This window comes from Psychrobacter sp. CX90, from assembly GCF_057396305.2.
This window is the reverse complement of sequence record NZ_CM182008.1, coordinates 1,829,137-1,855,081: the sequence shown is the minus strand read 5'-3', so window position 1 is coordinate 1,855,081 and position 25,945 is coordinate 1,829,137. Positions and strand designations below refer to the sequence as shown.

Sequence of the window (25,945 nt, the reverse complement as noted above, 5' to 3'; positions counted from 1 at the left end):
TAGTTGTTTTGTTTAACAGTTGCTTAGTTTTATAGTTGCTTAGTTTAATGGCTGCTTTGTTTTATGAGCGTGGCTATGCTCAATTATATTAAAGTAAATAGGTTATTCGTTACTATCAGTTATCGGTATCATAAGTTGTTTCGAATTAAGATATTATTATAACTCGCTTCATTTAAGTCATCTAAAGGGAATTTATGATGAACAAACTTTCTGTAATCAGTTTCACATTAGTGTCTATGTTAGGCTTCACTGGTTTAGGGGTTACGGGCTGCGCCCCCTCTACAGAATCAGCTGCCGTCAAAACAGACTCTGCCGAAACCACCACATTACGTTTCGCTCACTTCTGGCCTGCCACTTCAGCAACCCACAAAGACATTTTTGAACCTTGGGCAAAAAAGGTCGAAGCGGAATCTAATGGCAGAATTAAGGTTGAGATTTTTCCTTCAGCCACTTTAGCCAAGCCTGATGCTACCTATGATGCTACGGCTAAAGGCACTGTTGATATTGGCTCCCAGTTGCAAGGATATACAAATGGTCGCTTTCCTCTTACTCAAGTAGCAGAACTACCAGGTTTGTCTGGTTCAGCCACGCAAATGAACTGCATGCTTCAGACGCTTTATGATGATGGGGTCATTTCAAGTGAATATGAGGATACGCATTTATTGTTTATGATGGGAACGGGCCCAGGCGGTATTCATACTGTTGATAAGCCTATTGCAAAGCCTGAAGACTTAAAAGGGTTACGGATTCGTCGTCCCTCTGCCATTGCTGGCGATATTATTGAGTCTGCAGGCGGCACACCAGTAGGGTTACCTGCTCCAGATATATATACCTCACTACAGCGTGGGGTGCTCGATGGTATGAGCCTACCGTGGGATGCCGTGGGCGCATTTAAGCTGATTGAGCTGACCAATACGCATACTAACATTCCATTTTATAGCTCCGCTATTATGGTAACTATGAATAAAGATAAGTATGCGGCGTTACCCGATGATTTAAAGAAAGTTATTGATGATAATTCTGGCAAAGTAATGGCCGAAATGGCAGGTAAAGTTTTTGATGGTCAAGATGCGAGATTTATGGCGGATGCGAAAGCTAAAGGTGATGTGATCATTGATATTGCTGACCCCCTAAATGACCCAGCATGGAAAATGCCTCTACAAGCGGGTACAGAGAAGTATCTTAGTGATGTAGAGGCGCTTGGCTTAGATGCGAGAAGCGTCTACCAAAAAGCGAAACAAGCAAGCGTGGCTTGTCAGTCTTAACCACAATTACCTATTTTAGAGGTTAATTGCAAGGTTTATTGGATTAATCAATCGTGTAGCCGACGATTTATATTAAGGCATGCATAGTGGCACGCACAATGGCTTGCCTTATTTAAACTCTCAAGGCAGGTCACCTTTTGCCATGGTTAAGCAATGTATTGCGTGATGGTCATACGAGAGGGAGATGAACTATGAATTTTTTAGCAACAAAACAGCGTCTAGTTGCGTATCAAGATAGTGGCGAGCGTTATTTGCCTGCCTTATTTATGGCACATCCATTAGGCATGAGCTGCAATGTTTGGGACGTTGTCTGTGACCAATTACATGGTCATTATCGCTGTATCCGTTGGGACTTACCCGGCCACGGTTATAGCGATAAAGCGGCTGAAGGCATTTCAATAGAAGTGATGGCTGAAGACGTGCTAGCGCTGGCTGATGCGTTAGAGATTGAATGCTTCAGTTTTATCGGTACTTCAATCGGCGGTGCAATAGGCCAGACATTGTGTCAAATTGCACCTCAACGTTTAGAGGATGTTTGGCTTACCAATACAGGCCCTATTATCGGTACTAAAGCAGGTTGGAGCGCGCGCGCGGATAAGGTGCGCCGGTTAGGTCTTGACGAGATTGCGCCAGAGATAATATCGCGCTGGTTTGCCCCTGATTTCATGACACAGTATCCTGATTTGGTTAAGGGTTGGCAATTGCAATTAGCAAGAACAGACGACGAAAGCTATGCCAAGCTTTGTGAGGCCTTATCTGAGGTTAATAATTTGAATAAATTAAAACACTATGATAAGCGCGTATCACTAATGGCAGGGTCTGAGGATGTATCTACGCCACCTTCCTCACTGGAGACACTGAAAGACGAATTTGTTGATGCCCGCTTAATTATTTTGCAAAAGGTGGCACATGTTCCGTCAGTAGAAAATCCCAAAGCTCTAGTAGAGCATATACATCACAATCCTGCTCGTGAGAGGGTAGGGGAAAACGGCATTACTTATGAGCAAGGACTGACTCAGAGAAAGCGCATATTAGGCGATGCGCATGTTGAAAAGTCCACCAAAAATGCGACCTCTCTAGATAGCCCTTTCCAGAAGTTTATTACGCGTACGGCTTGGGGCGAGCTGTGGGGTGATAACAGTTTAACCTTTCAACAACGCAGTATGATTACCACTGCTATCTTAGCATCGCTTGGTCGTGATGATGAGCTAGAGCTTCACCTAAGAACCGCTATACGACTTGGCATAAATGAATCACAGCTTCGTCAGGTGCTGATGCATGTGGCTATTTATGCAGGAGTACCTGCTGCAAACCATGCCTTTGGCTTGGCCAAAAAAAATGGTTGGGGTCAGCCGCTTTCTCAATAAGGAAGGTTTTGAGAATTTTATGACACAATGGAGTGTAAAAATGAGTAAAAATTATCCATATTTTGTTGCTAGGGACAGATCTTGGCAACCTGCGCAGTACACACCGAGCTATAAAACATCCGTTTCCCGATCACCCAAACAAGCCTTAATAAGTATTCAGCAAGCGAGTCCATCAGAGCGTAGTGGTCCCATATTTAGCGGTCTAGAGATAGGGGCGTATGATAACGACTTGTTAATGAACTACCGGACTGAAGGCGTTCAGCCGGGCCTACCTATTGGCGAAAGAATTGTCATGCACGGCCGTGTGATTGATCAATTTGGCAAGCCAGTACCCAATACATTGGTTGAAATGTGGCAGGCTAATGCTGGCGGTCGTTATCGTCATAAAACAGATGGATATTTAGCGCCTTTAGATCCTAACTTTGGTGGTGTTGGTCGTTGCATCACTGATGCCGATGGTCATTATCGATTCCGTACCGTACGCCCTGGCCCATACCCTTGGCCAAATGATATTAATACATGGCGCCCTGCGCACATTCATGTGTCGGTTATGGGGCCTTCGATATCTACAAGATTGATTACCCAGATGTATTTTGAGGGCGATCCATTGATTCCCCTGTGTCCAATTGTACAAGTCTTAAAAGATCCTGATGCGGTTGAAACAATGATTGCACGTCTGGATATGGCGATGAGTAAGCCTATGGACTACCTAGCATATCGTTTTGATATCGTTGTGCGTGGCGCATTACAAACCTATTTTGAGGAGTAAAACATGTGCAGCCAATATAAATTACAAGATGACACTGGATTATTACGTGAAACAGCCTCTCAAACAGCAGGTCCATTTGTTCACATTGGGTTGGCGTTAGAAGTTGCTGGTTTAGCGCCTCGATCTGATGAAATATGGCGAGATTTGGCTAAAGAAGGGGCGGAAGGTCAACATATTGAGTTTGTCGGCTCTGTCTATGATGGCAATGGTGATGTAGTTCGAGACGCTTTGATTGAAATCTGGCAAGCTGATAGTAAGGGTAACTATATCAGTGAGTTTGATAACAACAAACCATTTAATGGCTTTGGTCGTAGTGCGTGTGATTTAGACGGTAACTTCCACTTTAATACAGTTAAACCTGGTCAAGTTGATTTTAACGGTAAATTAATGGCACCTCATATAAACCTGACCATTTTTGCACGCGGTATTAATATACATTTACAAACAAGAGCGTACTTTGAGGATGAACAATCGGCAAATAATAGTTGCCCAGTTTTAAATCGCATTCCATCGGAGGCGCGACGTAACACACTCATCGCAGTAAAAGAAGAAGATACAGGTAAGCCTCGATATCGTTTTGATATTTATTTACAGGGTAATAACGAGACAGTTTTTTTTGATTATTAAGCCTTAGTTTTAGTTGTTAAGCCTTATATGTCCGCTTAAATGCATTTAAGGCTCAAATTAAAAATGTGAGAGGGAACTCATGAATAACAAAACACAGGTAGCGATTATCGGTGCAGGCCCGTCAGGATTGTTACTGGGCCAATTATTAACAAATGCGGGTATTGATAACATCATTCTAGAAAGGAGATCTGGCGACTATGTTTTGAGTCGAATTCGTGCTGGTGTACTTGAGCAAGGTACGGCAGACTTACTTCGTGAGGCGGGTGTTGCTGAGCGTATGGATAAGGAGGGTATTGTCCACACGGGTACAGACTTTAGCTTTCAAGGAGAACACCATCATCTTAATTTAGAAAAATACAGTGGTGGAAAGCGTGTCATTGTATATGGTCAAACGGAAGTTACCCGCGATTTAATGAACGCTCGCAAAAAAGCGGGCGCTACGACAGTTTATGAGGCCGATAACGTCACACTACATGATATCGACTCTGAGAACCCATATGTAACCTATTTGCATAATGGAGAGACGCATCGTTTAGAGTGTGATTATATTGCTGGCTGTGACGGATATCACGGTGTATCGCGACAATCGATTCCACAAGATCAGCTGGTAGAGTACGAAAAAGTCTATCCGTTTGGCTGGCTGGGTTTGATGAGCGACACGCCACCTGTCAATGATGAGCTTGTCTACTGTGCGCATGAGCGCGGATTTGCCTTGTGTTCGATGCGTTCTGAAAGTCGAAGTCGCTACTATATACAAGTCCCTGATACAGATACCGTTGATGATTGGGATGAGGAAAAGTTTTGGAAAGAGCTTAAACGGCGTATTCCTAAAAAAATGGCAGATAGATTGGTTACGGGTCCTGCGTTAGAGATGTCTATTGCACCACTTCGTTCCTACGTTTGCGAAACCATGCAATATGGCAAGTTGTTTTTATTGGGAGATGCCGCGCACATCGTCCCACCAACTGGGGCTAAAGGTCTAAATCTAGCCGCCAGTGATGTCGAAACCGCCTTTCGTTTATTTAGTAAAATATATGACGAAGGTCGCACAGATTTAATCCCACGCTATAAAGAAGTTTGCTTGGCAAGGGCATGGAAAGCGGTGCGATTTTCATGGTGGATGACCACGCTATTGCACCGCTTTGAGAGTGACAGTGAGTTCGACTTTCGAGTGCGACAAGCTGAATTTGATTATTTTATAAGCTCTGAGGCGGGCAGGGCAACAATAGCAGAAAACTATGTTGGACTGCCATTTGAGGAACTAGAATAAAATCGTTGTAAAACTATGTTCAACTAACCCTAATCGACACTTAGTCAGTAAGTTAATTGATGAGAAAAGAAAGCATGTCTAACTCACAAAACATTTTGACTTACAGAAAATACCCCTCAACGACCGCCATGCAATGTTTTGAGACGGCCGCAAGGCATTTAAGTTTTACCAATGCCGCACATGAGCTTCATATGACTCAAAGTGCAGTGAGTAAGCAAGTTGCTCAGCTGGAAGAGATGATTAACATACCTCTTTTTTATCGTACTTCTCAGAGTATCTCATTGACACCCTCAGGCAAGCGTTACTACCTAGAAGTTGTTGATATTTTAAAGCATATCGAGACTGCGACAACCTCCTTAATGTCACATAGTGACAATGCGGAGATTTTAAAAATTACCTCACACCCGACGTTTTGTGCGCGTTGGCTTATACCCGCTTTAGCAGGATTTCAGGAAGCGTATCCAAATATAAACTTAGCGCTAACAGAACAGATTGGTCCTTTTTTTTCAGATGATCATGACACTGATATTGCTTTTTTATACGGTGATGGCGTGTGGTCTGGTATGGAGTCAATAAAGCTGTTTGAGGAGTATTGTGTCGCTGTTTGTGCGCCAAGTTATCTGGATAATAAAACACCCTATAATAGAGAAATTGATAAATTTACCTTACTGCAATTAAGTTCACGACCTAGCGCTTGGTACGAATACTTTAAACAACAATCCATTAGCGTTGAAGGTACCTTTGTGGGTCCTAAATTTGATTCATTCTATGCTTGTATATCAGCAGCTTTATTAGGTTATGGTGTTGCCCTTGTGCCGCTACGATTGGTTGAGCCTGAGATAGAAAGTGGCAAGCTTGTTAAAGCATGGGACTATTCGTCTAAAGGTATTAGCGCATACTATATGTCGTATCCGCTCTCTTTGGGTAACAGCCATAAAGTAAAGGCGTTAATTTAAAAAGGTAAGTTAACAAGGTAAGTTAAAAAGTTAAGTACTATCAATCCCTTATTTTCAAAGATTTTTAAAAGGTATAGCTATGCAACTATTGGATATTGACACCATCAAGCAACAACTGACAATGCCAATAGCAATAGAAGCTATTGAAACGCTTTTAAGGGTTCAAGCAAAAGATAGTGACTGGGTAAAAAGCCCTGAACGTATCGTTATCCCCACTTTTAGCGCAAGTGATGTGAATACAACGGGCTCGCATTTATCGATGCCTTCGGTCGTTTTTGATGGAGAGCATGAATATGCCGTCGTTAAGCTAGTCACAATATGCCCAGATAATCCAAAGCGTAATAAACCGACGACTATGGCAACGATTAGTGTCATCAATAATAGCACAGGAGAAACCCTTGCCTTTATGGATGGGGTATATGTGACCCAAGTAAGAACTGCCGCATTATCTGGCATTGCTACCAAATACATGGCAAAAGCAGACAGTGAGGTTGTAGCAGTGGTCGGAACGGGTGGTATGGCTTATGAGCAACTTAATGCCGTACTGACTGTCTGTCCAGATATCAAACAGGTTAGATTATGGAATAGAACCCGTAAAACGGCCGAAGACTTCCAAGATAAATTTATTCAAGAGTATCCACATTGGCAGGTTAACTTTACAGTGTGTGATGCTCTTGATGAGGCCATTAGTGATGCAGACATCATCAACCTAGCCACACGAGCCACTAAAGGTCTGTTTGAAATATCGCAAGTGAAAGATGGTGTGCACATTAATGCAGTAGGCGCTTATCAACCTGAGATGAAAGAGGTTAGTGATTCAGTGATTGAAGCGGCGTCCTATGTTGTTATTGATGATGCCGAGGGTGGATTGCATGAAGCAGGCGACTTGATACAAGCAGACAGGGCTAATAATTGCGCTTGGACATGGCAGGAGTTGAGTGGCAATTTGGCAGACTTGGTTAGTAATAATTTAGTCATTGATAAGAATCTAAACAAAGGCATTACCTTGTTTAAATCGGTTGGTGCAGCAAGCTTTGATGCTGCGGTTGCCCTTGAGCTCGCTAAGACAGCTCAACAAGAAGGCTTAGGGCAGACTTTTGAGTTATAACAAAACAGCATTTAGGTTTGATTGCCTTAGCAACACTGATTAACAGCAACACTAATTAACAGCAGTACTGATTACCAGTAGCACAATGACTGCTACAACACACTAATATAATAACTTTTCTAATTAGATTTATGCTATTTATCAGAATGTTCAAGTTATGGGAAAGGTCTCGGCAAGGTAACGCCCACATACATAAAAACTCAATTGAATATCCTAACACTCCTTAACAGATCTTAATAAATGGTGTGGTTTCATTAGCGTAGTCGAAAACGTTGAATCATAAAAACCATCAGCAACAAGGCCATAAAACAGACGCAGGCGCCAATGTAACCCACACTCGATAAGGAGATGTTTGTTACTACATAACCCCCTAGTAAAGCACCAGCGCCGATGCCTAAGTTAATGATGCCTGAAAACATAGACATAATCATATCTTGAGCTTGCTCATCGATCATGAGGATTCTGGCCTGAATGGATATGATAAGTAGCATCAACGCTGTGCCCCAAACCAACGCACTGAAGCTAAGTGCCCATATCGAAAAAACAGCCAACAAAAGCGTAACCATAGACAGTAGCATGATTACAGTAGATGACATCATTAAGGCCGTGTTATGCCTGTCTCCCCAACGGCTAAATATAATACTGCCAATGATTCCTGCACCACCAAATAATAAAAGGACAAAAGTAGCCGTGTTATCACTAATAGAGCCGACCTGACGCATAAAAGGCTCAATATAAGAGTAAGCGGTGTAATGCGCCGTAAAGATAATGAAGATGAGCAAATACAGGCTGACCAACAATGGGTTTTTGAGTAATTCAGGTACTTTTTTTAGCGAGCCCTCAAATATGCTGGGCAACTTAGGCAATAGTTTCGCTTGTAGCAAAAATACGATCAGACCAATAAAGCCAATGCCTGCAAAGGTAGTACGCCATCCAAACCATTGACCAACCAAGCGCCCTATGGGCACACCTAACACCATTGCCAAAGAGGTGCCTGTAGCAATCACACTAAGTGCCAATGCTTTTTTGCCTTCTGGCGCCACACGAATGGCTATCGAGGCGGTAATTGACCAAAAAATAGCATGCGCTAAAGCAACGCCAACTCGGCTAATCAATAAAACCTGAAAGCTCCATGCATAAACCGATAAAATATGACTAACGACAAAAACTGCAAACAGAGCTAACAGTAAACGTTTGCGCTCAATCTTACTGGTTAGTAGCATCAAGGGTAACGACATCGCAGCGACTATCCAAGCATAAAGCGTAATCATCCATCCCGTTTCTGCCGTGTTAATAGAAAAGTCATTGGCAATATCAGAGAGAAGCGCAACAGGCACAAACTCTGTGGTATTAATCACAAACGCACTGATTCCCATTAAAATAACACGAAAGTACTGGGTTCGTTGAGAATCTGTTTTTGTGTCAAGGTTATTAATCATAAAGTGGTCATAACATCCAATGTGGTAGAGAAATAATAACGTGATGAACAGGAATATGGGCCTTGCTCATAGTTCAAGCAAGCAGTGCGCTGAATTCTACTACATTTACGGTACTCTAATAAGACACATTTACCAACAGCTTACATACCCTTTTAGTGGATGTCTTTGCACGAGAAGCATTTAGTAAAAGAGGTAAAAGGTATTGATGTTGATACTGATGACTTTGCCCGTAACTTAGCCCATAAGCTTGCGGCGGCTGGTGTGGGCTGTATTGCAGCAAGTGCTAAAAACCAAGACTGTGATACTGGGGCAATCGGTGCGGCTGTTGGTGAGATGGTTGGGGATTATTTGGTAAAGTAAGGTAATGAGGGTAATCTTTCTGTAAAAGATAAGCAGGACATCCTGAATAGAGCTAAATTGGTAGCTGGTGCAGTGGCAGCTGTCGCTGGTGCGAATGTTGATACTGCGGCCAATAGTGCGGGAGTGGCTGTTGAGAATGATTCTTTATCAGAAACGGAACTAAAAGCTTTTGTTTCAGAAATTAAAGAATGTTCAACTGATCAATGTAAAAAAGGTATAGTTGATAAATACATAAAAAAATCTCAAGAAAAGGATGCGTTATTATTGAAAGAGTGTGGTAATAATGCTGCTTCAAGAGCTTGTGCAGGTTTAATCAGGGTTTCTTTAAACTATAATGGAGATAATAACCCTTTAAAATCATGGTTTAACCAGAATTCAAATAATCAACTGATTTTTAATAATCTAAATAGTGATATGAACAGAAGTCGTAAAATCTTATTAGATCAGATTTTTACTAATTATCAGATATTTAACAATATTAATACTATTGAAGCCCGAGCTGATTTTTTCGACTTGATGGCACGCCAATATTCTGATACAAAATGGTTTGCTGGTGCCAGCGATGTATCAAGAAGATCCATCACAGGATTGGGAGCATCAGGTCATGCTTCTGATGTTTCATTTATGGGTGGAGGTGCATTTTCATGGCGTACTGATGCAATTACTTGGAGAAAAGAAGCTGGTGAAGTTTTAATGAAAAATGGATATCAGGATTTCAAAAATTTATGGAGCGGAAAAGTTAGTAATTTTAGGCAATGGGGAGACCATCCCAGATTCTGTGTAACTGCCATTTAGATTAAATGCTTACTGATACGGTCATCAAACATAATCATAAAGCGATTCAGAGCAGACGTCCAGTTACGGATGGGCATCGACCACTTTTTAGAGGCCTGCTGGGTTGCCAGATATACTACCTTGAATGCTGCCTGATCAGATGGGAACACCTTACGCTTATTCACGGCTGTCCGAATCACGCTGTTCAATGATTCTATCGCATTAGTAGTATAAATCACTTTTCTGATGTCTTTTGGATACTCAAAGAACACCGTTAAGCCCTCCCAGTTATTGCGCCAAGACTTGATGACATGCGGGTACTCTTTGCCCCATACTTCATCAAAGTGCTCAAGGTTGGCCTCTGCTATCTCAAGCGTATCAGCGCCGTAGATGGTCTTTAAATCAGCCGCTACTGCCTTTTTGTCCGTCCAAGGTACGAACTTCATCGAATAGCGCACCATATGCACGATACACAGCTGAACCTTGGCTTTGGGATAAACGGTATTGATGGCATCAGGGAAGCTCTTTAGACCATCGACACAGGCAATGAGGATATCTTGTACCCCACGGTTTTGTAGTTCAGTGAGAACACCCAGCCAGAACTTAGCGCCCTCATTCTCTGATAACCACATGCCAAGCAGCTCTTTTTTACCATCAAGTCCCACGCCTAAGGCCAGATAGATTGCCTTGTTGATAATCTGCTTATCTTGGCGTACTTTAACGACAATACAGTCCAAATAGACGATAGGATAAACACTACTCAGTGGCCGGTTCTGCCAAGCGGTGATGTCCTCTAAGATGTTGTCCGTGACTCTTGAGACAAGAGAGCTTGATATATCAACGTCGTAGAGCTCTTTAATGCTCTCTACAATCTCGGTGGTGGTTTGACCCTTGGCGTAAAGGAATATAATCTTGTCATCAAGGCCACTAATACGGGTTTGATGCTTGCGCACGAGTGTAGGTTCAAAAGCGCCGTCACGGTCTCTTGGGGTGGATATCTCAAGATCGCCTGTGTCACTGCGGACGGTCTTTTTAGTGTGCCCATTACGCTTATTAGGTTTATCCGCTTTTTGATGTTTGGGGTAGCCGAGATGGTCTTCCATTTCAGCCTCTAAGGCAGTATCAATAAAGGATTGCATGAGCTGCCTTTGAAAGTCTTTAATGTCATCGAAGCTTTTCATGCTACCAGCCATTTGCTCGGCTAGTTTTTTAATGTCAGATTGAGTAGTCATTGCTTATTCTCCGGTTAGTGGATTATAAGCAGTTACACAGTTTTTGGGAAACTCTCGCAATGGGATATAAACAGACTTGTCGCAGAACAAACGATATTACAACCAGTACATGAAAAGCATATCAAAGATTCTTTTGTCTTTACTACTATTCCTAAATATGTCGGAACAGGTTCTGGTAGAGTAAATATGATGGACTTGAATGACAGAATTAGATATGGTTGCGTAATGATGGGCTATAATTATAATAATGGTACATGCAAATGAAATCTGAAACTTCATCGCAAAACAATGCGCAAAAATATTTTTTTGCTAATATTAAGTTTTTTCTATCCTCTACCTCAATAGTCTTTTTTTACTGTTGGTTATTTTTTATAGCTTATGCGACTATTGATCAAAATAACCATTCACAGGCATTAGCCTATCAGGTTTTAAATAACATTATTAACAATGTAAATCATCATTTATTAAGTTTTATAACATTCTTTATAATATTTTTACTATCAATTATTTCAATAGATATTTTAAATAGAAATCAAATAAAAATTTCGAAGTTTTTTTTAAGTTTAATCGTTCTTATCCTAGTCTTTAGAAGACTACTATTCATACATTTTTCAAATACTAGTCCGATGTCTCATGAATTGGCATCTGGTTTTATTGTTGGGGCAATATTTGACTCTCCTAGTATGATTGCTTTAATCCCTTTTTTTGTTTTGTATTTTAGAAATAATATTGTTGCTCGTAACCGTCAAAATATTATCAAAGGATTGACTCTTATTGTTCTGCTTTTTGTGATTGAGTATGTCGTTCGTGTCGAGTTTATAAGTCACAATTGGTTTATTGATTTGGTATCAAGTTTCACAAATTTTGGATCTTATTTTTTTGCGTTTTTAATATATATTGTCATTAGAAACAAAGTATTGATAGAGTGGTTTTTGACTCACCTCAACTTATTACAGATAATAAATGCAATAGCTACTTTATTTGGTGTGCTAATTTTTTTGTTGTTTCTAATATATGCTTAGGGTAATCACCCAAAAAAATAATAACACCTAAAAGCAGAAACTCACTGCAAAAGGCAATATTAAAATAGCTGGTATAGGTGGTTTACCAAAATCGACTAATACAACTATCAATAATTCGGTCATTATAAATAGTGCTGATATTAAATCTACAAATGGTAACGTTAATATTGATGCTGCAAAAGGTAATATTGTCCTTGAAGCGTCTCAAGTTGCCTTTATGGATGGTAGTCAGGAAAAAAGTACATCTCGTACTTGGTACGGTAAGAAAAAAACCAAAATTACCACGATGATGCTAAATAATAGCAATGCCGTAACCACCGATATTGAAGCTAGAAATATTAATTTGACCTCAGATGGTAATATCAATATATATGGCTCTGAAATGATAGCCGGTACAAACGGCGTTATTAAAATTACTGCAGGTAAAGAGCTTAACTTATATTCCGTCGAAAAAATTAATGAAACTGATGTTGATATTAAAAAGAAGTCCAGCTTTTTGGGTATACGCTATAACAAAGACCATACGAACGACACCAGACAAGAAATCAGTCAACTACCTACTAAATTAGTTGGCGGTAAAGCTTATACAAAATCAGGTGGCAATACCGTTTTACATGGTTCAATATTTAATACTACAAATAAAGATGAAATTCAAGTTGGCTTTGGCAAATATGCACAAGAAGATGCAAAACTTATATTGAACTCTATAACGAATCAAATTACCACTACACACAAACAACAAAAAGAATCGACACTTTGGCAAAAGACAGTTGATTCAGGATCAATCGAAACAACGGCACAGTTACCTAAGTTCAACCAAACCCCGACTATTACTTCAGCAAATGGGGTAGTTGTCCAAGTTCCTGTAGCAGTCACGTTAGATGAAAATAATAACGCCAAAGACAGCATCAACCGAGGTCAAGATGACTTAGGTAAGATCGCATTAGAATTATCAAAGCAGCCTGGCTATGGGTATTTAGCAGATTTAGAGAAACGTGGTGATATTAACTGGCAACAAGTTGATCTGATTCAGAAAAACTGGAATTATGAACAAGAAGGTTTGACCCCAGCGGCAGCAGCTTTAATAGCCATTGCGGTAACTGTTGCGACAGGTGGTGCGGGTGCGGGTGCAAGTGCATCTTTAGTAGCGGCGCATGCAGCAGGTGTTGCCTTGCACACGCAAGCTATCATAACTTTAATCAATAATAAGGGCGATATTAGTCAAACTTTAAAGGATTTAGCAAGTAGTAAAACTGTACGTGGTATGGTCACAGCCGCATTGACCGCAGGCTTAACTTCTCAATTTAATATTGGCAATAATGTTAATGATGCCTTTGCCAAGAAATTAGCTAATGGTATTGGCCGAGGGATAACGGAAGCGGCAGTGAATGCGACTGTTAATGGTACAAGCTTTGAAGACGCACTTACCAACAGCTTACGCGCCTCCTTAGTGGATGTCTTTGCAGGTGAAGCGTTTAGTGAAGGGGTAAAAGGTATTGATGTTGATACTGATGACTTTGCCCGTAACTTAGCCCATAAGCTTGCGGCGGCTGGTGTGGGCTGTATTGCAGCAAGTGCTAAAAATCAAAGCTGTGATGCAGGCGCAATCGGTGCGGCTGTTGGTGAGATGGTTGGGGATTACTTGGTAGAGCAAGGTAATGAGAGTAATCTTACAGCAAAAGATAAAAAGGATATTTTAAATAGAGCTAAGTTAGTAGCTGGTACGGTAGCTTTAGCTGTTGGTGCAGATGTGGATACTGCGGCAAATAGTGCGGGAGTGGCTGTTGAGAATAATTCTGCGAAAGCAGCAGTAACCTTACTAAAAATAGGTGCTAAAACTGCTAAAATACTTGTCAAAAAAGGCAAGGTAACGATAAAAGATTTAAAAGATATACTTAGAAAAGAAGGTTTTGATATTGTTGATAACTTAATCACTTTAAGTGATGGTCAAGTTGATATTAATGATGCTAAAGCTATTATAGATCTGGTGGTCGGAACCAGTTTAAATAAAGCAAATAAAGGTCAGGCTGCTTTAGAAATTAATAAAATCATTAAGAGATATTGCTTCGTAGCTGGTACGCTTATTGAAACAATAGACGGTCTAAAACCGATCGAAACCATTCAACAAGGCGATTTGGTTTGGTCACGTCATGAAGAAACTTTAGAGTATGGCTATAGACCAGTCACTGGTACAGCCAGTTTTGACGATAAAGAAATCTATGAAGTTGTGGTTCAAGACAGCAACGGCAATACCGAAACCTACCAAACCACAGAAGAGCATCCATTTTGGGTAGTGAGTGCAGGATGGCTACCTGCCAAAATGCTTCAAGCAGGAATGACGCTTATTAACCGTGACAATGAGCAAACGCTCAAAGTCGTTAGCCAAACCAAGCTGGATAAAACGGATACCGTATATAACGTTGAAGTCGATGAATTCCATACTTATCATATCGGTGAGTTTGGGGTTTGGGTGCATAATAGTGGTTCAATTCCTAATATAAATCATGCCACTAATCATGGTCTACAAAGAGTAAGAGAAAGAGGTTTTACACAGCAGAAGGTAACTAATATCGTGAACAATTACTCAGAAAAAGGGTATCAGCCTGATGGTTTAACAGTTTATATTAAGAAGCAATCAAACAGGAAGTATGATGTTATTATTGTTAATAAAGATAATAAGATAGTTTCTGCGATTGGAGGTACTAAAGAAAGTTTACCAAATCGTAGAACTGTGGTGACTATGCTTAACAACAATGGCGGTTTCAGCGGTATTGCATTAGATTAGGATGAATTTTATGAGTAAAATAAGTAATGATAATAACAATGTGTTGATAGAGCTTAGCCCGATATTATCAGATGACTTTGGTATACTGTGCAATCTAAAAGTAGAGTCAAAGCTATTAAATTTAGACTATAAAAATGTCAGTGAAAATGATCGATATATGACCCATGAAAATATAAGATATTTTAAAAAAGAAATTAAAAATCTAAATAATTTAGCCAAATTTAATGAAGATGATTTAATCCTTGCTATATATCCAATTGATATGTTTTTTACGATGGATGTATTCAAAATAGACGATGCTTTTTTATCAGTTAGCTTAAGATTGCCAGTTGGTGTTTACACTAACTCTAAGGTTGCAGGTTATAATATTGGATTGGATTTCCATGTAAGCCTAGAGTCATTAGCTTCGTTTTGTAGAGATTTTATATCAGAGTGCAATAATCTTTATGAACAATAGATTTTTTAAGCAAGCCTAGCGTGATTACAATGTAGTGAAACCACGTTACCATACTAAAATTAAATACCAATAAATAAAAGGCTGGGCTTTAAACCCAGCCTTTCTTTACTATCTAATTCATCAACTAACGGCAATACCGAAACCTACCAAACCACAGAAGAGCATCCATTTTGGGTAGATGGTAGTGGTTGGATACCAGCCTCTGCCTTAATAGCTGGAATGAAACTTATTGATAGAAACAATGATATATTGACCGTTGTTAGCCAAACCAAGCTAAATAAAACCGATACAGTATATAACTTTGAAGTCGATGAATTCCATACTTATCATATCGGTAAGTTTGGCGTTTGGGTGCATAATGCTTGTGTAAAGAGATTCGGTAATTTAAGTAATACTACAAATGATAGAATTCAACAGCTTGCTAAAGGCTATAATGATATTACTGTAGGTAACAGCGTTGTTAATCTTGAAAGGGTTGGTAATCGTAACAGAGGTGTAGATTTTGCGTGGTTATCAGCAGGAGGAAAAGTAATTAAAGATACTCCAGATATCAAAATTAGCTTACTACCTGATGGTTCAAAAGTGATTTCTCGTTTAAAAAGTAGTAGTGGTCATTCAACTATTGAGATTCAAAGTGCTACAGGTAAAGCACTAATAAAAATACGCTATTGATTTATAGGAGTTAAATATGAGAGAAGAATATAGTGAACCATGGTTTCCAAAAGATGAAAAAGTAAAGGAAATTTTTTTAAATACTAACAATGAAGACTTGAAAAAGGTTAGTGAGGTATTGAATAATGTTCAAACCTTTATTCCTATAATTAATCCAGTTTTTGCATTAGTTAAAAACTGGAAGATTGCATTAGTTTCTCCTGAAACTTTAAATGAAAATATTGAAGACTGGGATGAGTGTTTTTTTAGTAGGTTAGAAAATATAAAGAGTGAATTTAATGATCAAGAATTCTACTGGACATGTTTAAGTGATTTGGAAGACTTATCCCAAGAAACTTATTCCTACCAAAAATTTTATCCTTGTGGTGTAGCAAAAGCACCATTAACTTTAGATAACTATATTAGAGTTCGTTCATCGCTTCCTTACGTATGTACTGAAACGATTACATGTTTTAATTCAAACCTAGATGTTTTGGTTTATCAAGTATCTGGAGAATATATTCTTGTAGCAGCAGATAGTTTTTTATTAGAAAAACTATTCTTAGAAAGTCAGTATAAGGGATGGAACATATTGGATAGTGAAAAATTTTTCTACGGTGATTTAGATATCATATTAAGATTTGCTAAAGCTATTTATGAAAGAAGTAATATGATTTTTTAGGCGTATAATTCTTAATATATATAAACTTATAGTCAATATAAGGATATCAGTAGGTAGATAATAGCAATACCAAAACCTACCAAACCACAGAAGAGCATCCATTTTGGGTAGTGAGTGCAGGATGGCTACCTGCCAAAATGCTTCAAGCAGGAATGACGCTTGTTAACCGTGATAATGAGCAAAGGCTCAAAGTTGTTAGCCAAACCAAGCCGGATAAAACTGATACCGTATATAACTTTGAAGTCGATGAATTCCATACTTATCATATCGGTGAGTTTGGGGTTTGGGTGCATAATAGTTGTGCTGATAACGTCTTAAAAGGTTATAAAGGTCAAAAACTTAGCTATGGTTCTAATGTTATTACCATTGATAAGTCTGGTATAAAGCACATTTTAGAGCGTCATCATCCTAATTATTGGGATGGCTCTGTTAAAAATAGTCAAACATTCTTAGATAAATCAATGAGTGTTAATGATATAGAAAAGGGTATTAAATCTGTTTTAGGTCAAAATTCATCCCTTTTACGTTCAGGTAAGATAAATGGTCAGATTGAAGGCCTATATAATGGAAAAAAATACGTTTTAGGGTTGAGAGATGGAGTTGTAGGTCAGTTTTACCCCAAATAGGATAATGCTTCATGAGAATAAAAATCTATATTGAAATCGATAATGCAATAATCTCAGTCGATGAGATTGATAATAGAATTAAAAACACTCCGGATGACTGGTATTATTTATCAGGCTCTATTCAAATAGTAGATGAGCAAGGCAATATTCTTGTGTCTAGAGAGGATAAGACAGATATTATTCCACTAGTCTATGAGTTGTACTCATTGTTTTTATCCTTATTTGTTTATCTAGAAAGTGATTTTCACAACAGCTTGCCTCATGTTTTGTCAGGTAAGCTGTCTACCACTACCAGTTTGTATCATCCGAAGCTTAGTCAAGTTAGCTTTGCAAAGATGAATGACGTTTACTTTACATTTACTATGTTTTTTCTAAATAAAGAGATTAAGTATGTTAGTTTTGAATCTAAAGATTTTTATGAGCATTTAAAATCCGAATTTAGTCAGTTCTCTAATGTAATTAATATTTTGTACCCAAAGCTTAAAATAAGCATGTTGGATGAAATTGAAAATATTTTTAAACTCTACCTTAATCATTAAAATAATTGATTTTTTTTAGTTGATATTGATTTAAAGATATTCTTACCAACAGCTTACGTGCCTCCTTAGTTGATGCCTTTGCAGCTCAGACATTCACAGACTTCGTTAAAGATTTTGACAATGACGATTTAGCTAATAACTTAGCCCATAAGCTTGCGGCGGCTGGGGTGGGCTGTATTGCAGCAAGTGCTAAAAACCAAAGCTGTGATGCAGGGGCAATCGGTGCGGCTCTTCGTCTTGCATTGTGGCAAAGCGGTGCATTTTAATTCGTCCAGATAGTCAATTCCCATAACTACTATGATATAACTCATCAGCGGTTAGGTTATAAAGACGTTAAGCACGGCTTTTAAATCTTTATGACCTATTATCTTTGCTAAAATCTCGACAGGTAGCTTTTTAGTATTAACTAATCTACTAACTACTAACTAATAGGTAATAGTCTAAATCTTTAGATATTAAAAAACCCCTGCAACTCAGTGAGTTACAAGGGCTAAATCTTGGTAGGCGTAACTAGATTCGAACTAGCGACCTCCACCATGTCAAGGTGGCGCTCTAACCAACTGAGCTATACGCCTATAGAGGTTGAGTATTTTAGCAAGTTTTCGACGCTTTGCAAGTTTTTTTATAAAAATAAAGTGTTTATGTTTAGGTAATGATTTTAACGCCCTAGATGCAGATACTGCATATGACGCTCATATTGATTTAATATATCGACTAACACTTGCTCTTTGGTGTAGCCTACTAAATCATACTCCTGAGATCCTTCACCTAAAAATACTTCAGCACGATAATAGTATTCAGCCTGCTTGGTGGAGCTTGATAGCATAAAGCTGGGTCTTTCCGCTTTAACCAAATAGACGTCATAGACGAAATCATCTTCAGTGCCATGTCCAACTTTTAGGCTCAAGCCTTCAAAGCCTATTGAACCATCATGCTCAACCAGCTGTGTAGCAAGTCCGCCATTATTTAATTCAGACTGAACCTCTTGCATAGCAGGTAACACAGTATTGAGTAAGAATCCTTGTACTTGTTTTCTATTCGGGAAGCTGACGATACGTTGTAGCCTAGCTTTCCACGTTTTACCATTATTAAGGACACTTGCAGTTCCAACTGCACTAGCCTTACGCTTGTTACCCTCTTCTTTCAATGACTTCCACATCGCTATCATATAAAGTACCAAGATAACTGAGAATGGCAATCCTGCTATTACTGAAACGGATTGTAGAGAAGTAAACCCACCCGCAAATAATAAACCTAGTGTAATTAACCCTGTAGCAGCTGCCCAAAAAAGTCGCAACCAAACGGGTGCATCCGCATCATTGGCCAGACCTCTTGAGCTTAAGTTAGATAAAACCAAAGCACCTGAATCCGCTGAGGTCACAAAGAATACTAACCCAATAATAACGCCGGCAAAAGATAAAATATCGCTAAATGGAAAGTACTCAAATAATGCAAATAATCCCATAGGCGCATTATTAACCGCAATTTCACCAAGTTCAGTTGCGCCATTATTGACCAAATCAATCGCTGAGTTACCGAAGATAGAGAACCAAGCGAAAATAAAGCCTAACGGAATAAACATTACCCCAAATACAAATTCTCGCAGCGTCCGTCCACGACTAATACGCGCAATAAACAATCCAACAAAGGGCGCCCAAGCGACCCACCATGCCCAAAAGAAGATGGTCCACCATGATTTCCATTCTGCACCTGCATCACCTTCATAAGCGTAAACATCAAAGGTTTTAGCCACCACAGTTTGGAAATAATCGCCTATGTTTTGAGTAAACGCATTTAATAAATATACCGTATTACCCATAAACAAAATAGCAAGTAATAACAGTAACGCCGTTATCATATTGAACTCAGACAATCGGCGTACACCGCGCTCAACCCCCGTCATCGCAGATAACCCTGCCACGATAATGACTGAAATAATAATGAGACTTTGTACTGTTTTACTATCGGCAATACCAAATACGTGCGTCAAACCCGCATTAGCCTGTAGAACCCCGATACCTAAACTGGTGGCAATACCCATTAAGGTACACACCACACCGAAGGTATCGACGCCATCGCCTAGCCAGCCTTTGACCAACTTTTCACCAAATATGGGGGTCAGAGCAGAGCGCAAGGCCAAAGGCATATTCTTACGATAGGCAAAATAGGCTAAGGTCATACCAATTAACGCATAGATACCCCAACCATGTAGCCCCCAATGTAGGAAGGTCTGAGGTAATGCCTGACGCATGGCTTCAGCACTTTCAGGCGTTAACCCACTATGAGGCGTCAGATAATGCATTAAGGGTTCTGATGCGCCAAAAAAAAGCAGGTCAATACCAATACCTGCTGAGAATAGCATAGCGGCCCACGTCAGAAATGGAAACTGAGCCTTCTCATGGTCTTGACCTAGCTTGATATCGCCATAGCGTGACAGGCCAACGAATAGGGAAAATATACTATATGCAGCGATGACGAGCATGTAATACCAGCCTAGGCTATTAGATACCCAGCTCATACTGGCGCTTAATAAACTTTCACTATACGTAGGAAAAGAAATTGTCCAAATGATAAGTAGAATCGAGATAATCGCAGAACCAATAAAGACGGTCTTATTTAAACTTAAGACCTCTTTATGATTGGTCAAATCCTTTGAAGGAGAGCTATTCATGAAAGACCTCAGTTATGATTATAGGACTGACGCAGAATTAAAATGTACAGCAACTGGGGCTTATTTATTTGCACTGTCTGAAAGGTGGAGACAGACGTTTAATAAATAACCCCAATTACATTTGTTTTAAGAGCTTAGATACAGCTATTTGCGTCAGTCCTATACTATTTTAATCTGTTAATAAAAAAAGGGTGTTAGCTTTTCCACTATATAAAACATAAAACCTATTTGACCAGTAGAAAAGCAATACCATTCGCTAGCATTCAATCCGTTTTAAAAAAGCGATGTTTAAGCAAACGCCTACCAGTTTAAAAGTTGAGCGTTATGCAAGGTTTGGCTCAAAATGACGTAGAGGCTCGCCTCGTATAGGAGCGTCATTAGCCACATAATAGTCGGCAGTTGATCGTGGTAGCTTTCTACCCCGCATTTTATCGGCTATTTTTTCCGCCATCATAATAGTTGTGGCATTTAAGTTGCCGCTAATAATGTTTGGCATAATTGACGCATCAACAACACGCAGCCCTTGCATACCATGCACCAAGCCCTCCTCATTTACCACAGATTGCTCATGATAGCCCATTGCACAAGTACATGAAGGGTGATAGGCCGTTTCACCATGCTCACGCACGTAATCATCTAACTGCTGATCTGTTATCAAATCGTCGGTCGGAGATATTGCCTTACCACGATAAGGATCCAATGCGGGTTGATTAATAATCTCACGAGTAATACGAATGGCTGCTCTAAACTCTCGCCAGTCCTGTTCAGTCGACATATAATTAAATAAGATGCTTGGATGCTCATTTGGATCACGTGATGTTAACTTCACACGACCACGGCTTGGCGAGCGTAACGAGCCCACATGAGCTTGGAAGCTATGATTATCAATGGCATTGCGTCCATCATAACGTACTGCTAATGGCAAAAAGTGATACTGAATATTGGGGTGGGTGAACTCTTCATGCGTTCGGATAAAGCCGCCACCTTCAAAATGATTAGTAGCCCCAAGACCCGTTCCCATAAATAGCCACTCAGCGCCGATGGCAGGCTTATTCCACCATTTATTTGCTGGTGCAATAGACACAGGCTGGGTACATTCGTACTGCATATAGATCTCTAAATGATCTTGCAGGTTATTACCCACACCGGGTAAGTCTAATACCACAGGAATATCCAACTCTTGTAGCCACTTTGCTGGACCAATGCCTGATCGTTGTAATAATTGCGGTGATCCAATGGCTCCAGATGACACGATGACTTCACGACTGGCTCGAAACTGTTTCGGTTGTCCTTGATGTTCAACTTTTACGCCAACTGCTCTTTTTCCCTCAAAAAGAATAACGTCTGTCAATGCGCCAGTTAGAATAGTAATATTGCTACGTGGCTTGGCTTTATCCAAATAACCTCGTGCCGTTGATGCACGTCGACCATTTGGGGTAACGAACCTATCCATCGGACCAAAGCCTTCTTGTTGATAGCCATTTAAGTCGTCAGTGCGAGGGTAACCAGCTTGTACACCTGCCTCTATCATCGCTTCATATAAAGGATTCACATTAGGCTTAGATGTCGTTACTTCAACGGGTCCTCCGACTCCATGATAGTTGTTTTCCCCGGCATCACGATTTTCACATTTTTTGAAGTAAGGAAGACAGTCTAGGTATGTCCAATCCTCCAAACCTTTGATCTTTGACCAATCATCGAAGTCCAGCGCATTACCTCGTATATAGCACATGCCGTTAATGAGTGAGGATCCGCCAAGTCCCTTACCGCGTCCGCAGTCCATGATCCTATTATTCATATAAGGTTCAGGGTCTGTTTTGTAGCCCCAGTTATACGTTGTACCTTGTAGCGGCATCGCTAATGCCGCTGGCATTTGCGTCCGAAAATCCAAACGATGATCGGGACGCCCCGCCTCCAGTAACAATACTGATATGTCTGCATCTTCCGTCAACCGAGTTGCCAATACATTTCCTGCCGAGCCTGCACCAACGATAATATAATCAAATTCTGATTTAGTGGTTGTCATAACGCTGTCCTTTTAAAGCTGCTCATAGAGCTACATACGCAGCTTAGTGAGCAGATTAAATAATTGTTTTAACTTCTTATACAACTTATTTAAAATACAGACTCAAATTTACCCAGTTCAATTTGCACCGACTTAGTTTGGGTATAATGTTTAAGCGTTTGAATACCATTTTCGCGACCAACTCCAGAGTGCTTGTAGCCACCTACAGGCATTTGTGCAGGTGATTCACCCCACGTATTGATCCAACAAATACCTGCTTCGATCTGACCAATTACTCGATGAGCTCGGGTTAAGTCTTTCGTAACAATACCAGCTGCTAAGCCGTAAGTAGTATCATTCGCACGGCGTATCGCTTCTTCTTCAGTGTCGTAGCTTAAAATAGACATGACTGGACCAAAGATTTCTTCCCGTACGATACGCATGTCATCAGTACAATCAGTAAATACCGTTGGAGCAATGTACGCGCCTTTGGCAAAGTCGCCATTCGTTACACGCTCCCCACCACACAATAGCCTCGCGTTACTCGCTTTACCGTCTTCAATGTAGCTGAGTACATTATCCATATGCTTAAAGCTCACCATAGGGCCCATCGTCACACTCTCATCCATAGGATCGCCAAGTTTAATGCGACCGACACGCTCAACAATAGCCTGTTCAAATTTGGCTTTTAGAGAATGTGGAATAAAGACACGGGTACCATTAGTGCATACTTGGCCTGAGCTATAAAAATTAGCCATCATAGCGATATCCGCAGCCATATCAATATCTGCATCATCAAATACAATCAAAGGCGATTTACCACCAAGCTCCATGGTAATGTCTTTTAAGGAAGAAGATGCTGCGGCCTCCATCACTTTTTTACCCGTATCAACGCCGCCAGTGAAAGATACTTTTGCGATATCAGGATGATTAGTAAGCGCACTGCCCACTTCATAATTTCCCTGAACGACATTAAACACACCGTCAGGTAACCCGGCTTCTGAATAAATTTCAGCCAGTTTCAATGCAGATAAAGGCGTGACTTCTGAGGGTTTAAAAATCATGGCATTTCCCGCAGCCAAAGCAGGTGCTGACTTCCACATGGCGATCTGGATAGGGTAGTTCCATGCACCGATACCTGCCACCACCCCTAATGGCTCTTCACGAGTGTAGATAAAACTGGACTCACGAAGAGGAATTTGACGACCTTCTAATGCTGGCGCTAATCCCGCATAATACTCAACGACATCTGCCCCCGTCACGATGTCAACGTATTTGGTCTCAGAAATACCCTTACCAGTCTCTTGAGTTTCTAAAACGGCAAGCTCATCATTGCGTTCCCGTAATATATCTACCGCTTTCAATAGTATACGACTGCGCTCAATTGGCGTCATACTGGCCCAAACCTTTTGCCCTTTTTGGGCAGCTTTTACCGCCTGATCCACTTGTTCGCTAGTCGTTTGTTGAATCTTAGCGATAACCTCTCCCGTTGCTGGATTGATGGTATCGAATGTCTTAAGCGACTCATCTACTGTTAAGTAGCTGCCATTAATGTACGCTGTTTGAACCTTTGTAAAGTTAGTAGTATTGTTATTTTTTTGAGAAGAAGTCATAAATACCCTTTAAAGATAAAAAATTGAAATGAAAAAAAACTATCCTAAATATAAGTATTCTTACCCTTAAATACTGTAAATGTGCTACTGAAGTATGGTGCAATGAGGAGACTTAATCCGAAACTATTTAACCTGTCAGTACTGGGAATAATTGATTCTTTACGGATGTACTCTTTGTACAGCAAAACGTTAAGTGGTATTAGTTTGTAGCATTAAATACCTTGATAAAGACTGTAGGACTAATCAATATGACTAGTTGGATGTACTGCGTTAATGTCCGTAACTATATCTCAAGAGCCATATCTCAAAGAATATAACCATTAACAGATTTTTAAAGATTGTTTTTTAAAAGACAGCTACCTTACAAAATGTAAAATTTTAAAAGTCACATCTGCACGGTTTAACGAAAATATATTAAGTTAAAATTAAATAGGATGACGTTTTTCTTAAAAAACTGAAGATATATTATAACAAGTTTACATTGATAATATCCAATGAACTATTTATAAAACTCAATTAGCAACAGGCGTTATACAGCCTTCTTCTACCTCGATTAACTAGCGTTCTGGCTGTTCCTATCTATTAACAAAGTGCACGTTATGCCTATATTTTATTACATACATCTCATGTACTACCCTTCATAATATATTTTATACAACACTTACTTGAAACTGCCTTTATACGTTAAAACCTTTGTATATTAAAAAGGTCATTAAGGTTAATGCTATAAAAGAATAGGAGCTATTAATGTCACATAAAATCATAGATTTAGGTTCAGGATTCTGGAACATACGTGGGTCATTCAAAATAGGGGGGCTATTAGATATTGGCACTCATTGCTCACTGGTAAAATTAAATTCAGGCAAGTTTATTTTTCTTGATAGCTATACGCTAGAGGGTAATGTGCGTGCTAAAGTAATGACACTAACCAATAACGGAGAAAAGGTTGAAGCTATATTAAATCTTCATCCTTTTCACACGGTACACTGTGCGCAGATGGCAAAAGACTTCCCAAACGCTGTGAACTATGGGAGTAGTCGTCATCATATGAGAGTACCCGAAGTACAGTGGGAGAATGATTTTGTTGAAAGTGAAGCGGTGGCAAAGCGTTATCCTGAACTTGAGTTTTCTATCTGTCAAGGTATTCACTACATTCATCCCAACGAGATGATCCATGCTGGTTCATTACTGGCTTATCATTCAGCCAGCAAAAGCGTGCACGTCGATGATACTTTAATGACCCCGCCGGCGAAATTTCTGAAAGCAATTATGCCCTCGCTAATGATACATCCTACTACCAAACAGGCTTTAAAAGATGAGCCTAATGCGGGTCAGCAATATTGCGACTGGCTAGAGAGCCTTGCACATGAATGGTGTGATACTCGCAATTTCTGTGCAGCACACTCAGATGTGGTTAACTTTAAAGAGGGAGAGTTTAAATCATCCTTACTCAAAACAGTCGACAAAGCCCGCTCAAAACTTAAAAAGGGTTGATAGCTTAACCTGCTTTGATTTTATAGCATCTATTATAAGGAGGCATTGACGCTTACTATTGTCTGCCTATTGTTAAATTATTGCATTAAAGTGCTTAATTAAACGTCTACGATATCATTTTTGCGAGCCATACTATCGTATCGCTTGTGCTGAACTTCCTGATCATAAATTTAAATTGGCTTGACTCTTTATTGAGTTATTGAAGAGATGTGTTTAATTGTTAGCACAGTCTA

The 25,945-nt window shown here is 39.8% G+C and carries 21 protein-coding genes, 1 tRNA gene and 2 pseudogenes; 18 read left to right on the top strand and 6 right to left on the bottom strand.

Annotated features, from left to right (window positions below):
* The first annotated feature begins 197 nt into the window (after nt 1-197).
* From AC2SLN_RS07275 to AC2SLN_RS07245, 7 genes are all read left to right on the top strand, one after another.
* Nucleotides 198-1,265, top strand: coding sequence for a TRAP transporter substrate-binding protein (locus tag AC2SLN_RS07275; protein WP_486550341.1), 1,068 nt, complete (start codon nt 198-200; stop codon nt 1,263-1,265).
* Between the two features lie 191 nt (nt 1,266-1,456).
* Nucleotides 1,457-2,632: a bifunctional 3-oxoadipate enol-lactonase/4-carboxymuconolactone decarboxylase PcaDC gene (pcaDC, locus tag AC2SLN_RS07270; protein ID WP_486550339.1), complete on the top strand. Its 1,176-nt coding sequence runs from the start codon at nt 1,457-1,459 to the stop codon at nt 2,630-2,632.
* 40 nt (nt 2,633-2,672) lie between these two features.
* Nucleotides 2,673-3,401, top strand: a complete 729-nt coding sequence (gene pcaH, locus AC2SLN_RS07265) for a protocatechuate 3,4-dioxygenase subunit beta (protein ID WP_486550337.1) — start codon at nt 2,673-2,675, stop codon at nt 3,399-3,401.
* A gap of 3 nt (nt 3,402-3,404) precedes the next feature.
* A complete protein-coding gene (gene pcaG / locus AC2SLN_RS07260) occupies nt 3,405-4,028 on the top strand; it encodes a protocatechuate 3,4-dioxygenase subunit alpha (RefSeq protein ID WP_486550335.1) in 624 nt (207 codons plus the stop codon).
* 79 nt (nt 4,029-4,107) lie between these two features.
* Nucleotides 4,108-5,298 carry a 4-hydroxybenzoate 3-monooxygenase gene (pobA, locus tag AC2SLN_RS07255; protein WP_486550334.1) on the top strand — a complete coding sequence of 397 codons (1,191 nt, stop codon included), beginning with the start codon at nt 4,108-4,110 and terminating at the stop codon, nt 5,296-5,298.
* A 74-nt stretch (nt 5,299-5,372) separates the two neighbouring features.
* A complete protein-coding gene (locus AC2SLN_RS07250; protein WP_486550332.1) occupies nt 5,373-6,254 on the top strand; it encodes a LysR substrate-binding domain-containing protein in 882 nt (293 codons plus the stop codon).
* Between the two features lie 79 nt (nt 6,255-6,333).
* Nucleotides 6,334-7,362, top strand: a complete 1,029-nt coding sequence (locus AC2SLN_RS07245; RefSeq protein ID WP_486550330.1) for an ornithine cyclodeaminase family protein — start codon at nt 6,334-6,336, stop codon at nt 7,360-7,362.
* 254 nt (nt 7,363-7,616) lie between these two features.
* Here AC2SLN_RS07245 and AC2SLN_RS07240 read toward each other — a convergent pair whose 3' ends face one another.
* Nucleotides 7,617-8,801: a sugar transporter gene (locus AC2SLN_RS07240; protein ID WP_486550328.1), complete on the bottom strand. Its 1,185-nt coding sequence runs from the start codon at nt 8,799-8,801 to the stop codon at nt 7,617-7,619.
* A 165-nt stretch (nt 8,802-8,966) separates the two neighbouring features.
* On the opposite strand from AC2SLN_RS07240, the gene AC2SLN_RS07235 reads away from it, so the two are divergent.
* Both AC2SLN_RS07235 and AC2SLN_RS07230 read left to right on the top strand, forming a co-directional pair.
* Complete coding sequence (locus AC2SLN_RS07235) at nt 8,967-9,161, top strand: hypothetical protein (RefSeq protein WP_486550326.1); 195 nt, start codon at nt 8,967-8,969, stop codon at nt 9,159-9,161.
* A gap of 21 nt (nt 9,162-9,182) precedes the next feature.
* Nucleotides 9,183-9,956 (top strand): annotated as a pseudogene (locus tag AC2SLN_RS07230) (VENN motif pre-toxin domain-containing protein); the annotation flags it as partial.
* Here the strand turns inward: AC2SLN_RS07230 and AC2SLN_RS07225 are convergent.
* Nucleotides 9,953-11,167 carry an IS256 family transposase gene (locus AC2SLN_RS07225; RefSeq protein WP_486549243.1) on the bottom strand — a complete coding sequence of 405 codons (1,215 nt, stop codon included), beginning with the start codon at nt 11,165-11,167 and terminating at the stop codon, nt 9,953-9,955. The pseudogene AC2SLN_RS07230 and the gene AC2SLN_RS07225 sit on opposite strands and share 4 nt — an antisense overlap.
* 260 nt (nt 11,168-11,427) lie before the next feature.
* Here AC2SLN_RS07225 and AC2SLN_RS07220 point away from each other — a divergent pair, with 260 nt between their 5' ends.
* From AC2SLN_RS07220 to AC2SLN_RS07185, 8 genes and pseudogenes are all read left to right on the top strand, one after another.
* Nucleotides 11,428-12,189, top strand: a complete 762-nt coding sequence (locus AC2SLN_RS07220; protein WP_486550682.1) for a hypothetical protein — start codon at nt 11,428-11,430, stop codon at nt 12,187-12,189.
* A 217-nt stretch (nt 12,190-12,406) separates the two neighbouring features.
* Nucleotides 12,407-14,974 carry a polymorphic toxin-type HINT domain-containing protein gene (locus tag AC2SLN_RS07215; protein WP_486550684.1) on the top strand — a complete coding sequence of 856 codons (2,568 nt, stop codon included), beginning with the start codon at nt 12,407-12,409 and terminating at the stop codon, nt 14,972-14,974.
* Between the two features lie 10 nt (nt 14,975-14,984).
* Nucleotides 14,985-15,431: a hypothetical protein gene (locus AC2SLN_RS07210; RefSeq protein ID WP_486550686.1), complete on the top strand. Its 447-nt coding sequence runs from the start codon at nt 14,985-14,987 to the stop codon at nt 15,429-15,431.
* Between the two features lie 63 nt (nt 15,432-15,494).
* The gene (locus AC2SLN_RS07205) at nt 15,495-16,103 is read left to right on the top strand and encodes a polymorphic toxin-type HINT domain-containing protein (RefSeq protein WP_495057374.1); all 609 of its coding nucleotides are present in this window, start codon (nt 15,495-15,497) and stop codon (nt 16,101-16,103) included.
* Nucleotides 16,104-16,119: 16 nt separating this feature from the next.
* Nucleotides 16,120-16,764, top strand: a complete 645-nt coding sequence (locus AC2SLN_RS07200; RefSeq protein ID WP_486529691.1) for a hypothetical protein — start codon at nt 16,120-16,122, stop codon at nt 16,762-16,764.
* 74 nt (nt 16,765-16,838) lie between these two features.
* Nucleotides 16,839-17,390 (top strand): annotated as a pseudogene (locus AC2SLN_RS07195) (polymorphic toxin-type HINT domain-containing protein); the annotation flags it as partial.
* 11 nt (nt 17,391-17,401) lie between these two features.
* Nucleotides 17,402-17,929, top strand: a complete 528-nt coding sequence (locus AC2SLN_RS07190; RefSeq protein WP_486550688.1) for a hypothetical protein — start codon at nt 17,402-17,404, stop codon at nt 17,927-17,929.
* A gap of 38 nt (nt 17,930-17,967) precedes the next feature.
* Nucleotides 17,968-18,195, top strand: a complete 228-nt coding sequence (locus AC2SLN_RS07185) for a DUF637 domain-containing protein (protein ID WP_486550715.1) — start codon at nt 17,968-17,970, stop codon at nt 18,193-18,195.
* A gap of 232 nt (nt 18,196-18,427) precedes the next feature.
* Here the strand turns inward: AC2SLN_RS07185 and AC2SLN_RS07180 are convergent.
* The 4 genes from AC2SLN_RS07180 to betB all read right to left on the bottom strand — a co-directional run bounded on the left by AC2SLN_RS07180 (nt 18,428) and on the right by betB (nt 24,218).
* Nucleotides 18,428-18,504: transfer RNA gene (locus AC2SLN_RS07180), tRNA-Val, on the bottom strand.
* Between the two features lie 83 nt (nt 18,505-18,587).
* Nucleotides 18,588-20,600, bottom strand: a complete 2,013-nt coding sequence (gene betT, locus AC2SLN_RS07175; protein ID WP_486550690.1) for a choline BCCT transporter BetT — start codon at nt 20,598-20,600, stop codon at nt 18,588-18,590.
* A gap of 322 nt (nt 20,601-20,922) precedes the next feature.
* Complete coding sequence (gene betA / locus AC2SLN_RS07170; RefSeq protein ID WP_486550692.1) at nt 20,923-22,626, bottom strand: choline dehydrogenase; 1,704 nt, start codon at nt 22,624-22,626, stop codon at nt 20,923-20,925.
* A gap of 89 nt (nt 22,627-22,715) precedes the next feature.
* Complete coding sequence (betB, locus tag AC2SLN_RS07165) at nt 22,716-24,218, bottom strand: betaine-aldehyde dehydrogenase (protein ID WP_486550693.1); 1,503 nt, start codon at nt 24,216-24,218, stop codon at nt 22,716-22,718.
* Nucleotides 24,219-24,965: 747 nt separating this feature from the next.
* Here betB and AC2SLN_RS07160 point away from each other — a divergent pair.
* The gene (locus AC2SLN_RS07160; protein WP_486550695.1) at nt 24,966-25,712 is read left to right on the top strand and encodes a hypothetical protein; all 747 of its coding nucleotides are present in this window, start codon (nt 24,966-24,968) and stop codon (nt 25,710-25,712) included.
* The last annotated feature ends 233 nt before the right edge of the window (nt 25,713-25,945 follow it).